14 protein-coding genes are annotated in these 13,837 nt (G+C 35.7%); 12 read left to right on the top strand and 2 right to left on the bottom strand.

Features of this window, described 5'->3' with window-relative positions:
* Window positions 1-33: 33 nt before the first annotated feature.
* From ACHRV5_RS14630 to ACHRV5_RS14620, 3 genes are all read left to right on the top strand, one after another.
* Window positions 34-411: a VOC family protein gene (locus ACHRV5_RS14630; RefSeq protein ID WP_395427252.1), complete on the top strand. Its 378-nt coding sequence runs from the start codon at window positions 34-36 to the stop codon at window positions 409-411.
* A gap of 30 nt (window positions 412-441) precedes the next feature.
* Window positions 442-792 (top strand): DUF2200 domain-containing protein, encoded by a 351-nt coding sequence (locus ACHRV5_RS14625; protein ID WP_395427251.1) that lies wholly within the window; start codon window positions 442-444, stop codon window positions 790-792.
* A 653-nt stretch (window positions 793-1,445) separates the two neighbouring features.
* On the top strand, window positions 1,446-1,775 hold the full coding sequence (locus ACHRV5_RS14620) for a hypothetical protein (protein WP_395427250.1): 330 nt from the start codon (window positions 1,446-1,448) through the stop codon (window positions 1,773-1,775).
* Window positions 1,776-1,832: 57 nt separating this feature from the next.
* Here the strand turns inward: ACHRV5_RS14620 and ACHRV5_RS14615 are convergent, their stop codons facing one another.
* Window positions 1,833-3,026: a hypothetical protein gene (locus ACHRV5_RS14615; protein WP_395427249.1), complete on the bottom strand. Its 1,194-nt coding sequence runs from the start codon at window positions 3,024-3,026 to the stop codon at window positions 1,833-1,835.
* A gap of 351 nt (window positions 3,027-3,377) precedes the next feature.
* Between ACHRV5_RS14615 and ACHRV5_RS14610 the strand changes: the two genes are divergently transcribed.
* The 4 genes from ACHRV5_RS14610 to metQ all read left to right on the top strand — a co-directional run bounded on the left by ACHRV5_RS14610 (window position 3,378) and on the right by metQ (window position 6,737).
* Window positions 3,378-3,941: a DUF6642 family protein gene (locus ACHRV5_RS14610; RefSeq protein ID WP_395427248.1), complete on the top strand. Its 564-nt coding sequence runs from the start codon at window positions 3,378-3,380 to the stop codon at window positions 3,939-3,941.
* Between the two features lie 271 nt (window positions 3,942-4,212).
* Window positions 4,213-5,244 carry a methionine ABC transporter ATP-binding protein MetN gene (gene metN, locus ACHRV5_RS14605; RefSeq protein WP_230003133.1) on the top strand — a complete coding sequence of 344 codons (1,032 nt, stop codon included), beginning with the start codon at window positions 4,213-4,215 and terminating at the stop codon, window positions 5,242-5,244.
* Window positions 5,237-5,890, top strand: a complete 654-nt coding sequence (gene metI, locus ACHRV5_RS14600; protein WP_047774019.1) for a methionine ABC transporter permease MetI — start codon at window positions 5,237-5,239, stop codon at window positions 5,888-5,890. The genes metN and metI overlap by 8 nt, the downstream gene beginning before the upstream one ends.
* Before the next feature lie 28 nt (window positions 5,891-5,918).
* Entirely contained in the window at window positions 5,919-6,737 is an 819-nt protein-coding gene (gene metQ, locus ACHRV5_RS14595) for a methionine ABC transporter substrate-binding lipoprotein MetQ (protein WP_047774021.1), read from the top strand.
* Between the two features lie 313 nt (window positions 6,738-7,050).
* Here metQ and ACHRV5_RS14590 read toward each other — a convergent pair whose 3' ends face one another.
* Complete coding sequence (locus ACHRV5_RS14590) at window positions 7,051-8,226, bottom strand: MFS transporter (protein WP_047774022.1); 1,176 nt, start codon at window positions 8,224-8,226, stop codon at window positions 7,051-7,053.
* 103 nt (window positions 8,227-8,329) lie between these two features.
* Between ACHRV5_RS14590 and ACHRV5_RS14585 the strand changes: the two genes are divergently transcribed.
* From ACHRV5_RS14585 to ACHRV5_RS14565, 5 genes are all read left to right on the top strand, one after another.
* A complete protein-coding gene (locus ACHRV5_RS14585) occupies window positions 8,330-9,163 on the top strand; it encodes an AraC family transcriptional regulator (RefSeq protein WP_047774024.1) in 834 nt (277 codons plus the stop codon).
* Window positions 9,164-9,232: 69 nt separating this feature from the next.
* A complete protein-coding gene (locus tag ACHRV5_RS14580) occupies window positions 9,233-9,619 on the top strand; it encodes a hypothetical protein (RefSeq protein ID WP_395427247.1) in 387 nt (128 codons plus the stop codon).
* Between the two features lie 254 nt (window positions 9,620-9,873).
* Window positions 9,874-10,404: a DUF3347 domain-containing protein gene (locus tag ACHRV5_RS14575; RefSeq protein WP_395427246.1), complete on the top strand. Its 531-nt coding sequence runs from the start codon at window positions 9,874-9,876 to the stop codon at window positions 10,402-10,404.
* Window positions 10,405-10,406: 2 nt separating this feature from the next.
* Window positions 10,407-10,967: a helix-turn-helix domain-containing protein gene (locus ACHRV5_RS14570; RefSeq protein ID WP_395427245.1), complete on the top strand. Its 561-nt coding sequence runs from the start codon at window positions 10,407-10,409 to the stop codon at window positions 10,965-10,967.
* Window positions 10,968-11,297: 330 nt separating this feature from the next.
* Complete coding sequence (locus tag ACHRV5_RS14565; RefSeq protein ID WP_395427244.1) at window positions 11,298-13,832, top strand: heavy metal translocating P-type ATPase; 2,535 nt, start codon at window positions 11,298-11,300, stop codon at window positions 13,830-13,832.
* Window positions 13,833-13,837: the final 5 nt, after the last annotated feature.

Genomic DNA, 13,837 nt, shown 5'->3' with positions numbered 1-13,837 from the left:
AGCTATTTTAACTTAGCCATAAAAACAACAAAAATGAAAAAAGTAACCGGTATTGGAGGCATATTTTTTAAATGCAATAATCCTGACAAAATGAAAGAATGGTATAAAGCACACCTTGGTTTGGACACAAACGAATATGGAGCCACTTTTGAATGGAAAGAAGCTTCCGACTCCACCAAAAATGGTTCTACCCAATGGAGTCCGTTTCCCGAAACCACAAAATATTTTGAGCCTTCCGCAAAAGACTTTATGATCAATTACAGAGTCGCCGATTTGGAGGCATTAGTCGAAGAATTAAAAAAAGAAGGCGTGACTATTGTTGACACCATAGAAACGTACGAGTACGGAAAATTTGTTCATATTATTGACATGGAGGGCAACAAAATTCAGCTTTGGGAGCCATACGATTAGTTAGTATAGAAAAACTGAAAATTGAATCCCATGGAAAAACATAGAATATTCACAACCTCATTTGCAAGTGTCTATCCGCATTACATCAATAAAGCGGAGAAAAAAGGCCGCACTAAGCAGGAAGTAGATACTATAATTTACTGGCTAACCGGATATAGTCCTGAAGAATTACAACAATTAATAGACAACAAAACTGATTTTGAAACCTTTTTCGCAGAAGCACCACAAATGAATGCAAACGTTTCAAAAATCACAGGGGTAATCTGTGGTTATCGTGTGGAAGAAATTGAAGATAAACTTATGCAAAAGATTCGCTATCTGGATAAAATGGTCGATGAACTGGCAAAGGGAAAAACGATGGAGAAGATCTTAAGAAGTTAAATTAAATAACACATTTCAATCCAATAAAAAATGAATCTGTTCTCGAAGCAAATCGAAAAAATACAATCTAAACCCAAAACTATTTTTCTCCTAGATGGTTTGGGAGCTCTTTTGACCGCTGTTCTATTATTGTTTATTCTCAGTCCCTTTGACATTTATTTTGGTATGCCAAGAGCGATTCTCACTGTGCTGTCATTAACAGCATTTCTTTTTGCCTTCTATTCGTTCTTTTCCTTTACAATATCCAAACCCAATATTCAAAAATTATTAAAACCAATTATTCTGGCCAATTCCATCTACTGTCTTACAACACTTGGACTGGTATTCTTTTTTCTGGACCGGCTTACTACTTTAGGAATAAGCTACTTTATTGGTGAAATTTTAATAATCTTTGGATTGATTTACATAGAAGTAAAAATTCTAAAAACAAAGCAACAACTGTAAACCACTGATTATCTTTACCTACAACCTATACAAACTTCTTTTCGATAAAGTATTCTTTTTCTCTAAAAACAGGTATTTATACGTGTTTTTTTATTTACAATAAAAACGATTTTTGTAATCGGATGTAAAAAACTGCTACCGATAAAAAAACAAAAAGCAGAATATCACAACAAAACATTGCAAAAGTTAGATTAATAAAAAATAATACAATGAAAAATCTTTGGTGTTGGCGTTGCAAAAAAGAAGTCCCGATGTTGAATGAAGAAGAACATCTTATAGCAACAAAAATGTATCGTCACGGTTTTCAAACCGGCAAGTGTACTATGACAAGACAGGAACGCTTTAAAGGACTACTCGATTATTACAAAGAACTCTCCGGTTATGAAGAAAAGGACCCCAATGTCATCATGCATCACAGAATTGTACTATATGGTTCTCCCTGCGAAAATTGCAACAAACCTTATCGAACTTCAAAAGCTACCTTCTGTGCCGCCTGCGGACATAAAAAGCCTGTGCAGAAGTTAGTGGTTAGTCTTTAGTCTCGCTGTGCAGTCTCAGTCTACGGTCTCAGTTTGTAATTTACAAACCACATTTTACTATTTGCCATTAATAAAATCACTTTCAATCTTATTCAAAAGTATCGTGTTTGTACTCGCAATTGTTGCTACAGGCAAACTTTGATAAATGGGTTTCGAAAGATTAATTAAACCATCATTATTTACTTTATCAACTGCCGTTTCTTTAAAAACATAGATGGAATTTTCAAAAACTACCGGATGCATTTTATTGTCATAGGTGATTAATGCTTCCGCGCTGGCTTCAAAAGATTTTAATGCCAGTACATCATTTTCTATTTTATGAAAAGTTAACCTCCACGATGCTGTTTTGTTTTCTGTTATAGATTCCTTTTTACTCTCTTTTACAATTCCCTTAGTTAAATTGTTTTGGTATTCGACCGTGTTTCTAAATTCTAAAACGGCCTTAGATTTTTTATCAAAAATAACTTTACCTCTTACTCTTTTAGAAACTTCTTTAGTCGTTTCCCAATCCGACTCAAAAGATACTATAATCTGATCCGAAGGAGATTCTTCGACTACCCCAATTACGTCTTTATTAAACTTAACGAAATTCGAAAGACAGGAATTCAAATAAATTGCACTAATTAAAGAACCGGGATTTATATAACCACTGTTATTCTCATTGACACGCGGAACATCTGTAAAAATATCCAGCGGAATATTTTTATTATAATCAATCGCGCCCAAACGCAGTTTTATTTTACTCCTCTTTTGAAATTCATACGTTTTGTCCCACCAATTGATCTTGCTCAGAATTAATCTTTTTAGTTGGTTATCTACCGATACTGTTTCTTTAAAACTGCACTCTTTTTCAAATGGAGTATGAACGTAAAAACGAGCATAATTATCTAAAACATATTGTATTGCTTTATTTAAATTAAAAGATTTTATAACGATCTCGTCAAGCTGAACTGCTTGGGCAATCATAAAAATAGTATCTGATTGCAGCTCCCTTCCTTTTTCTAAAATAACATCATCAAAACCTAATTTTGAGATCTTAAAAGTACCATTTTTCAATACAATAGCCGCTTTACCTTCTGAATTTGTAAATGTTCCTTCGTTTTCCTCTATAGAAAAAATAGCGGCATTATCTACAGGAAAACCTGTTGTTTTGTCGACAACAACCAGCGTCCTATTCTGCGAAAGTCCAATTTGAAATACAAGACACAATACAATTACAATTTGTTCCTTCGTCCATTTAAAAATTCTCATACGTGGTTTTTTATTTAATTAGTTTGGTATAGTTTTTTGATAGTCATCTAAATCGCTCCTCGACTAACACAAATTTTATTCCAAAAAAACTTGGTGTCTTTTTTTTAGTTTGCAGTCGCAGTTTTCAGTCACAGTCTCAGTCTCAAATCCGAACTCGCAAACCGAGACTGAGACTGAGACTGAGACTGAGACCGAGACTGAGACCGAGACCGAGACCGAGAGCTAAACACTAAAAAAAAATCGTTAAAAATCCCATTCACTTACTACTTTTTATACAATAAAAAATATATTTGTCAGGAAGAACAAAGGCGACCCCTATGTTGCTTATAGAAACCCGGAAAATATAATGGTATGGATTATGAAAAATTTATTTTCTGTCTGGAAGGCGTTCCTGATGTAGAAACCATTGGTGCAACTGAGGTTGTCAAAAATCTAGAAGAAATTGCAATTGACCAAGGTATAGCCAGTATTTACAGAGCCTGCGACACCATTGAAGGATTAGAAGAAAGTCTGAACATATTACTTTATGAAGATCATAATTTTAAAGATTATGAAATCATATATTTAGTAATGCCCGGAGAGCCCAACAATATTTGCCTACACGATTATTACTATAGTCTGGAAGAAATAGCCGAACTCTTTGAAGGAAAAATGAAAGGGAAAGTAATCCACTTCGCCAACAGAAAAATCTTAGACTTAACCGCCGAAGAAGCCCAATACTTTCTGGATATAACCGGAGCACGTGCTATTTCGGGTTATGGATCTTCTTACAACAAAATTGCCAGTTACAGCACTATCGACAAGGCCTTTTTTAGTTTGTATCAGGACAATGATGATCTTACCGAAGTAGTTGAAGAATTGTACCAGAAACATTATAATCTTTGCAAACTCCTTGATTTTAGATTGTATTATTAGTTTATTACTATGAAGTTGTAAAATGTAAACTGAGACTGAGACTGAGACTGAGACCGAGAACTAAAAAAATAAAACATTCCTAAAATCACCCCTCTAATTCAACGCATTATTAAACAATAAGCAGCTTTTAAATGCAATAATTAACATCTAATTAATATTCTACTTAGCCGATAGATTTTGTTATAAAAAAAATGTGACTTACATTTGCAGCGAAATTTAGAGAGATTGTGTTTTTCTTTCTACTCTTCAAATCGACTAGAAATACCAGAATATGATAGAATTAAAGAATATTACTAAAAAGTTTTATAAAACAGGAAGAGAAATTATTGCTCTTCAGGATGTATCACTTCACGTACCTGCGGGTAAAGTTTTTGGAGTTATCGGTACCTCCGGAGCAGGAAAAAGCACCCTGATCCGTTGTATCAACTTACTGGAAAAACCAACTTCAGGAGACGTAATTGTAGACGGAAAATCATTATTACAATTAAGTAATTCTCAGTTGGCGCAAGAAAGAAGACAAATCGGAATGATTTTTCAGCATTTTAATCTTTTATCCTCCCGTACCGTTTTTGAGAATGTGGCTTTTCCATTAGAATTAGCCGGAGCTTCCAAAAGCACTATCAAAGAACGTGTACTGGAATTATTAGACCTTGTTGGACTGTCCGAAAAAATCAATGATTATCCGGCGAGTCTTTCTGGCGGACAAAAACAACGTGTAGCCATTGCAAGAACTTTAGCCAATAATCCTAAAGTCCTTTTATGTGATGAGGCAACAAGCGCATTGGACCCTGGAACGACCAGATCGATTTTAAATTTATTAAAAGACATCAACAAACGTCTGAACATTACCATTTTACTAATCACCCATCAAATGGAAGTTGTAAAAGCAATTTGTGATGAGGTTGCCGTAATCAGTAATGGAAAATTAATTGAACAAGGCACGGTGGGAGAGATATTTGCCAATCCAAAAAACGAATTGACACGCGAGTTTATAGCTTCCTCTTTACATATTGAAATTCCCGAACTGTATCAGGACCGTTTACAATCGGTTTACAAAGAGGGCTTATTTCCTTTATTGCGATTGGAACTGAACGGGAAATCGGTAAACGAACCCATACTAACTCAGGCTGCAATTCAGTTTGGTGTGAATGCCAATATTATTACCGCACAAACCGCTTATGCCGGCGAAACCAATTTCGGAATTCTTATCGTTGAATTATCTGGTAATGAAACTCAGCAAAAAGAAGCCATTCAATTTTTTAATGACAAACACGTAAAAACAGAACTATTAGGCTATGTCTGAATCTATTATAACACTACTATTACAAGGTACATTAGAAACTATTGTAATGACATTTTTAGCCGGATTCTTCGGTTTTTTATTGGGTCTTCCTTCGGGAATATTACTCTTTCTAACCCGAAAAGGTCAGATTTTAGAACACGTTGTATTCAACCGAATTCTTTCGATACTCGTAAACATCTTCCGATCGATTCCGTTTATTATTTTAATTGTCTGGATGATTCCTTTTACAAGAGCTTTGGTTGGAACTTCAATTGGAGTTAGTGCTGCCTTAGTTCCTTTAAGTATTGGAGCTGCTCCCTTTATTGCAAGATTGGTCGAAAACAGTTTACTGAGCCTGCCTTCAGGATTAATCGAAGCGGCAAGAGCTTTAGGCGCCACACCACTACAAATTGTATATAAAGTGTTACTGCCGGAAGCACTTCCGTCTCTTATAAATGCGGCCTCCATTACCCTGATCACCCTTGTTGGCTATTCTGCAATGGGCGGAGCCGTTGGTGCAGGCGGACTGGGACAAATTGGCTACCAATATGGTTATATCGGTTATGATGCAACCATTATGAATACCGTTTTAGTTTTGCTTGTGGCCCTTGTATTTATCATACAATTTACCGGAGACAGACTTTCAAAATATTTCGATCACAGATAAACTCCTTTTTAATTTAAAAAATAAAAATATGAATACCAGAAATAAATTTTCGATACTTACAGGAATTCTACTCTTAGCTTTAACGCTTTCTAACTGTGGAAAAGAAAAGAAAAACGACCCTAATCACATAAAAATCGGTGTTGCTACGGGGCCGGAATTTGCTGTTGCTCAAGCCGCTCAAAAAGTAGCAAAAGACAAATACGGTTTAGAAGTTGAACTCATTTCTTTTAATGATTATGTAGTACCAAACGAAGCTTTAAATCAAGGCGACATTGACGCCAATGCTTTTCAGCACAAACCTTATCTTGATGCACAAGCAAAACAAAGAGGGTACAAATTGGCAATAATCGGTAAAACTTTTATTTATCCAATCGCCGCTTATTCCAGAAAAATAAAAACACTTGCTGAATTAAAACCGGGAAGTACAATCGTAATTCCAAATGATCCGACAAATGGTGGGCGTTCGTTATTATTACTTCAAAAAAATGGGCTTATAAAATTGAAAGATAATGTTGGCCTTTTACCAAAAGTAATTGACATTGCTGAAAATCCAAAGAACTTAAAAATCTTAGAATTAGAAGCACCACAAATTCCCAGAACCTTAGACGATCAAAATGTAACGATTGCTATTATCAATAATACATTCTCCTCACAAGCCGGACTTGTTCCATCAAGAGATGCTTTGTTTGTGGAAGATAAAGATTCACCTTATGTAAATCTGGTAGTTTCAAGAGAAGACAATAAAAATGATCCAAAAGTTCTTAAATTCTTAAAAGCATTCCAATCGGTTGAGGTTGAAAAAGCGGCCGAAAAAGAATTTAAAGGCGGAGCTGTAAAAGGCTGGTAAAAATCATTTTCTTTCGAATACAAAAAAGGCTGACGAGTATATTGTCAGCCTTTTTTTATGAATAAAATTCTACATCAAAGCAAGCAATTTGTTTTTTTAAATAGTGCCACGAATTATTTTTTTGCCACAGATTAAAAAGATTCGCACAGATTTTTTAATCATTTTAATCCTTTAATCTGTGGCTTTTTTTCGTATGCCAAGTTAGCAACTCTTTGTCAAAGTTCAAAACGCACTTTCTTAAAACCTGTACCATTTTCCCGGAACAAAGACAAACACTTTTATACGCTCCTCAAGTCATTTTTTCTTTAAAAAATTACGCTACTTTAACTTCCTGTACTTCCACAGCGGTACTTCTTCTCTGAATCAGAACAAAAGTGATAAGCATTCCAACAACAGACATTCCAACCCCGATAAGATTGGGTGAAGCATAGCTGTAACCCGCCGCCAGAGGTAATCCACCAAGGAAAGCACCCAGTGCATTTCCGATGTTAAAACTTCCCTGCAAAGAAGCCGAAGCAATCATTTCTGCATCTTTCGCAGTACGAATCATCAACATTTGAATAGGTGCAATAACAGAAAAAGAAATTGCTCCCGTTAAGAAAGTAAAGAATAAAGAAGCATATTGATTGAAAGAGAAAAAGTAAACCAAAATCAAATCGACCGACATTACAAACAATAACGCTAAGGTAGTTGGTGCCGGTGAAAATTTATCGGCCAGTTTACCGCCTAAGAAATTCCCAACAACCATTCCCAAACCTGCCAAAATCAAGATATACGAAACATCTTCCGCAGCAAATTTAGATACGTTGGTCAATAAAGGTGCGATATAACTAATCCAGGCAAACAATCCGCCAAAACCAACTGCCGTAATTCCGATTATTAACCAAGCATCGATCTGTTGGAAAAATTTTAATTGTGTCCTCATATTTACATTTTGATTTTTCTCCAGATTTGGCATCCATAAATAGAGAAACAAAAAAGTGAGCAAACCGACAATTGCAATAAGTATAAAAGTATGACGCCAGATAAAATGGTGTCCAATATAGGTTCCAATTGGCACTCCGATCAGATTAGCCAATGTCAAACCTGAAAACATAATGGCAATAGCCTGAGCTTCTTTGCCTTTATCCGCCAAACGACTTGCTACTACCGCTCCTACTCCAAAGAAAGCACCATGGGGCAATCCGGATAAAAATCTAGAAGCGAATAAAAATTCGTAATCCGGTGCAATGATCGAAAGAGCGTTAAAAACGGTCAGCATCACAGCTAAAATTAAAAGCATTTTCTTGGGAGCATAATTTCTTCCAAGGATTACTAATAAGGGTGCTCCAATAACAACTCCAAGTGCGTAAGCCGAAATCAAATATCCGGCCACAGGAATGGAAACATTCATATCTGAAGCAATATCAGGCAACAACCCCATCATTACAAACTCTGTAATACCGATCGTTAAACCACCTAATGACAGCGCAATAAGACTTTTTTTCATTTTGTTTTTACAAGAAAGGAATAGATTTTCTATACTGCAAATTTAAAGCCGTTACTGATAAAAATAATTGTATATTTACGACATAAACTTGTATATATACGTTATGCCAAGATTAAATCAATTCAAAACACTTGTAATAGATGAATTTGAAGATGAAAAATTTCATCTGCCACCCCACTCTCATAGTTATTATGAAATCATTTTTATCAAAAAAGGAAGTGGTATTCATCATTTAAACAACAATTTATTACCGTATAAATCAGGTGATTTATTTGTTATTTCGCCCGATGACGAACATTATTTTGATATTAAAAAAAGCACTCGGTTTTTTTATATCAAGTTTACGGATCATTATTTCAATTCGAAACAAAACCTGACCTGCGATGAATTCTTAATCCACACTCCGGAAAGTTTCATGCGTGATAAAACATTAAAAGAAATAGTTCTGAAATTAGACGATCCGTGTAAAACAATACTGCGAAATACTATCGAAAACATTGCCGCTTACAACTGCGAAACCGATGTATCTAATTCTCCGATCGTGTTCTACCAAATCCTTTCCATCTTTGGTTTGATAAAAGAAACCCTACGTGGAATGAATCTGGTTGTTAAAGGAAATGCCATCGACAACGAGCAAATCACTTCTTATATTCATCAAAATATTTATCAGCCAAAATTGGTTCAGATCAAAGTAATTGCGGCTCATTTTAATATCGCGCAGACCTATTTTAGTTCTTATTTCAAAAGAACTTTTTCCATTAGCTATCGGGATTACATTCACAATTTACGAACCACTTTGATCGAAAAACGTTTTCAAAACAACCAACTGTCAATCAAACAAGTCGCTCATGAATTTGGATTTACTGATGAAAGTCATTTGTCACATTATTTCAGAAAAAGAAAAAACATGAACCCTACAAATTATAAAAGACTTTAGTTATTGAAATCTTAAAAGAATCCTCCGATAACTATTTTTACCTAAATTTGTATTGCAAATAAGATTTTCTTGAGTAAAAAAACCTGCATATTATTCCTTTTTCTGACCATTGGTTTCTTCCTGATTCCAAGTCATGGTTTTGCATGTGGAAATAAAACAGAAAAAAATACTCCAAAAAAAGAAATTTCTTCAGATAAAAAAGAAAAAGACAAGTGCACAAAAGACTGCTGCAAAAACACCAATCCCGCAGAAAAAGAGCAACACAATTGTGACGGTAAATGCAGTCACACCAATTGCACAACCTCATCCTTACAATTCAGCATCCCTGCTTCGAATGATTTTGAACTTCAAACCAGTAGTTTCAATTTTTCAACAAAAAAAACGATCTCCTATTACAACGAAGCCAATATTTCTGATGGTTTCACCTCTATTTGGTTGCCTCCTAAAATAAAGTAATTGTATTCGTGACAGCCATAAGTGGGTTTTGTCGGTGAAAAACAGTCTCAGTTTACAGTCTCGGTCACAGTCACAGTCTCAACCTGAAACTTGAAACAAAAAACTTAGCGTCTTTGCGACTTTGCGAGCAAGAAACACACCCCTACACGCAAACCCCCGCGAACTTTGCAGTTAAACTTTCGCACAACCCCACAAATTCTCAAAGAAAAAAACTAATTTAAAGGAATTAAAATCCTTATTAAAAATATATCAAAATGAAAAACACAATAAACGCTGTTTTAGCAGCAATCACAATAGCTTTGTCTGTAAACACCATAACAGCAAACGAAGTAAAAACTCAAATAACGACAGCAGACGTTCAGGACTCCAATTCGCTTCAAGCTGTTTTTGACAATTATTTTGCTTTGAAAGATGCCCTTATCAAAAGTGATGCAAAAACATCTTCAGCGAAAGCAACCACTTTATTAGCTTCAATTGGCGCTGTAAAAATGGACAAACTAAAAAACAACGAGCACAATGTCTGGATGAAAGTCATGAAAAAAATGACCTCTGATGCTAAAGCAATTTCATCTAATCAGGATCTTAAAAAACAACGTGAGACTTTCAAATCGTTGTCTAAAAACACTTACGAACTGATTAAAGCATCCGGTGCATCTCAGCCTGTTTATTACCAATATTGCCCTATGGCAGATGCTAATTGGTTGAGTAAAGAAAAAGCCGTTAAGAATCCATACTACGGTTCATCGATGCTGACTTGCGGAAATGTGGTAGAAACGATCAAATAAAGATGAAGCTCTATATCAAAAACATGGTATGCAGCAGATGTAAAATGGTTGTGAAGTCTGAGTTTGAAAAACTCGGGCTTCCAACTATTTCTGTAGAATTAGGTGAAGTTGAATTAAAAGACGCGATCACAGAAAATCAAAAAGAAGCTTTACTCCATAAGCTAAACGCCTTAGGTTTTGATTTGATTGATGACAAAAAAAGCAAAACGATCGAAAAGATCAAAACCCTTATTATCGATCTGGTGCATCATAAAAACAATGAACTCAAAATCAACTTATCGGATTATCTGATCGAAAACCTCAACCAGGATTACAGCACGCTCAGTAATTTATTCTCGGAAATAGAAAATACCACTATCGAAAAGTATTTCATCAGCCAAAAAATAGAAAAAGTAAAAGAACTACTGATTTACAATGAACTTTCGTTAAGCGAAATCGCCGATTTACTCAATTATAGTAATGTGGCACATTTAAGCAATCAGTTTAAAAAAATTACAGGTTTCACACCTACCTATTTTAAGCAGCTGAAAGACAAGAAACGTATTCAGATTGAGAATTTGTAAGCATCAATATAACCATAAAGAACACAAAGGTTTACACAAAGACTCTAAACCATATAAGTAATATAAGTTCATTCAAATTAAAACTTACATTTTCTTACATTACTTATATGGTTTAAAATATCCTGTTTATTTATTTTGAACGCACAAAGTTTTCCAGACCAAGCTTTGCGAACTTTGCGTTTTTACAAAGCCCAGCATATCAAAAAAAAACCTTGCGCACTTTGCGGTTAAATAAAATTTTGTAAATCTTACAAATCATACTCAAAATTATACAACAAGAAGTAACCGTTACTTCGGAAATTTGCATTGTAATATTAAAAGAACAAAGCAATGACACATCAATATATAATTTCAGGAATGTCCTGTAATGGTTGCCGCACCAAGGTTGAAAACACTTTAAACACGATTGAAGGCGTACAAGCCGTCGTGACTTTAAATCCACAAACGGCAACGATCACAATGGACAAACATGTTGCGACAGAAAAATTTCAAGAAGTTTTAACTGCAGCCGGAAAATATACCATTGAAATGAAATCGTCGAAAGACATTGAAGAACCAACCGTTAAATCTTGCTGTTCTTCTAAAAACGGGCATGAGCATAAAAATCACGAACAAAAAAAAACGACTGTTATCCCGCATAACGCTACAGGAGTCTTTTATTGTCCAATGCATTGCGAAGGAGACAAAACTTACAACAAGGCAGGAGATTGCCCGGTCTGTGGTATGGACTTAGTACCACAGATTGCCATCACCCATACGCAGTTTACCTGCCCGATGCATCCGGAAATTATTTCGGATGAACCCGGTGACTGTCCTATTTGTGGAATGGATTTGGTTCCGATGCAAGCTTCAGAAAATGATGAAAACAAAACCTATTTAGATTTACTAAAAAAAATGAAGATTGCCGTATTATTTACGCTACCCATCTTTATTATTTCGATGTCGGAAATGATTCCGAACAATCCGCTTTACAAATTAATGTCTATTGAAAATTGGAATTGGGTTCAATTCTTTTTTTCGATTCCGGTGCTTTTTTATGCCGGCTGGATGTTTTTCGTTCGTGCCTGGAAATCAATTCTTACTTGGAATCTGAACATGTTTACTCTGATCGGAATCGGAACCAGCGTTGCTTTTTTGTTCAGTATTGCCGGAATGTTTTTTCCGGATATTTTTCCCGCAGAATTCAAATCACATCACGGAACGATTCATTTGTATTTTGAAGCCGCAACCGTTATTATAACTTTAGTTCTACTCGGACAATTGTTGGAAGCAAAAGCACACGGACAGACCAACGGCGCGATCAAAGAATTATTAAAATTGGCACCAACCGAGGCCACATTGGTAGAAAATGGAACAGATAAAGTAATCTCTATTCACAACATCAAAAAAGGAGATCTATTACGTGTAAAACCGGGAGAGAAAATTCCGGTAGACGGAAAAATCACTTCAGGTGAAAGCAATATCGACGAATCGATGATCACCGGAGAGCCAATTCCTGTGGATAAAAAAGTCAGCGATGCTGTCATTTCAGGAACCATAAACGGAACCAAATCATTTGTTATGATTGCCGAAAAAGTAGGTTCAGAAACCATGCTTTCACAAATCATTCAAATGGTAAATGATGCCAGCCGTTCGAGAGCACCGATTCAGAAATTAGCCGATAAAGTCGCTAAATATTTTGTACCTACTGTTGTATTGATTTCGATTCTAACGTTTATCGCCTGGGCGAAATTTGGTCCGGAACCCGCCTATGTGTACGGATTAATCAATGCAATTGCCGTTTTAATTATTGCCTGTCCCTGTGCTTTAGGACTAGCCACTCCGATGTCGGTTATGGTGGGTGTGGGTAAAGGAGCTCAATTGGGTATTTTAATTAAAAATGCGGAAGCGTTAGAGAACATGAACAAAATCGATGTTCTGATTACGGATAAAACCGGAACCATCACAGAAGGAAAACCGTCAGTTGAAAAAATTTATGCTGTCGATAATGATGTCGATTCATTATTGCAAAGTATCGCTTCACTAAATCAATACAGTGAACACCCTTTGGCACAAGCCGTTGTAAATTTCGCAAAAGCTAAAAACAGTACCACAGTAGAAGTTCCGGATTTTGAAACTATTGCCGGAAAAGGAGTTTTGGGAACAGTTAATGCTAAAAAAGTAGCCTTAGGAAATAAAAAACTGATGCTTCAGGTTAAGGCTTCTATTTCTGAAGCTATTGAAAACAAGATCATCGCAGAACAAAACTTAGGCAAAACGGTTTCGTATATCGCAATTGACCAAACTGTTTTGGGTTATGTAACCATTACAGATGCCATCAAAGAAAACAGTGCCAAAGCAATCAAAGCCTTAATTGATCAAGGTGTTGAAGTGATTATGTTAACCGGTGACAATCACAATACCGCAAAAGCAGTAGCAGATCATTTGCATTTGACTTCCTTTAAAGCCGATTGTTTACCGGAAGACAAACTAAAAGAAATTCAACGTTTGCAAGCCGAAGGAAAAATTGTGGCCATGGCGGGAGACGGAATCAACGATGCTCCGGCTTTAGCACAATCCAATATCGGAATTGCCATGGGAACCGGAACCGATGTTGCTATAGAAAGTGCCAAAATAACCTTGGTAAAAGGAGATCTTAACGGAATTGTTAAGGCCAAAAACCTCAGCCACGGTGTAATGTCAAACATCAAACAAAACTTGTTTTTTGCCTTTATATACAATGTTTTAGGGGTGCCAATTGCAGCAGGAATTTTATATCCGTTTTTTGGAATTCTGCTTTCGCCTATGTTGGCGGCCTTAGCAATGAGTCTGAGTTCCGTATCTGTAATCGTCAATGCATTGCGATTGCGAAATTTAAAACTTTAAACTCT

It is taken from the genome of Flavobacterium sp. FlaQc-52, assembly GCF_044007495.1.
Classification (GTDB): domain Bacteria; phylum Bacteroidota; class Bacteroidia; order Flavobacteriales; family Flavobacteriaceae; genus Flavobacterium; species Flavobacterium cupriresistens.
The sequence above is the reverse complement of the archived record's forward strand: the minus strand, read 5'-3'. Positions and strand labels throughout refer to the sequence as shown.

Coding starts and splice junctions, on each gene's coding strand:
- ACHRV5_RS14630 (WP_395427252.1), top strand. CDS start 34: ATGAAAAAAGTAACCGGTATTGGAGGCATATTTTTTAAATGCAATAAT.
- ACHRV5_RS14625 (WP_395427251.1), top strand. CDS start 442: ATGGAAAAACATAGAATATTCACAACCTCATTTGCAAGTGTCTATCCG.
- ACHRV5_RS14620 (WP_395427250.1), top strand. CDS start 1,446: ATGAAAAATCTTTGGTGTTGGCGTTGCAAAAAAGAAGTCCCGATGTTG.
- ACHRV5_RS14615 (WP_395427249.1), bottom strand. CDS start 3,026: ATGAGAATTTTTAAATGGACGAAGGAACAAATTGTAATTGTATTGTGT.
- ACHRV5_RS14610 (WP_395427248.1), top strand. CDS start 3,378: ATGGATTATGAAAAATTTATTTTCTGTCTGGAAGGCGTTCCTGATGTA.
- metN (WP_230003133.1), top strand. CDS start 4,213: ATGATAGAATTAAAGAATATTACTAAAAAGTTTTATAAAACAGGAAGA.
- metI (WP_047774019.1), top strand. CDS start 5,237: ATGTCTGAATCTATTATAACACTACTATTACAAGGTACATTAGAAACT.
- metQ (WP_047774021.1), top strand. CDS start 5,919: ATGAATACCAGAAATAAATTTTCGATACTTACAGGAATTCTACTCTTA.
- ACHRV5_RS14590 (WP_047774022.1), bottom strand. CDS start 8,226: ATGAAAAAAAGTCTTATTGCGCTGTCATTAGGTGGTTTAACGATCGGT.
- ACHRV5_RS14585 (WP_047774024.1), top strand. CDS start 8,330: ATGCCAAGATTAAATCAATTCAAAACACTTGTAATAGATGAATTTGAA.
- ACHRV5_RS14575 (WP_395427246.1), top strand. CDS start 9,874: ATGAAAAACACAATAAACGCTGTTTTAGCAGCAATCACAATAGCTTTG.
- ACHRV5_RS14570 (WP_395427245.1), top strand. CDS start 10,407: ATGAAGCTCTATATCAAAAACATGGTATGCAGCAGATGTAAAATGGTT.
- ACHRV5_RS14565 (WP_395427244.1), top strand. CDS start 11,298: ATGACACATCAATATATAATTTCAGGAATGTCCTGTAATGGTTGCCGC.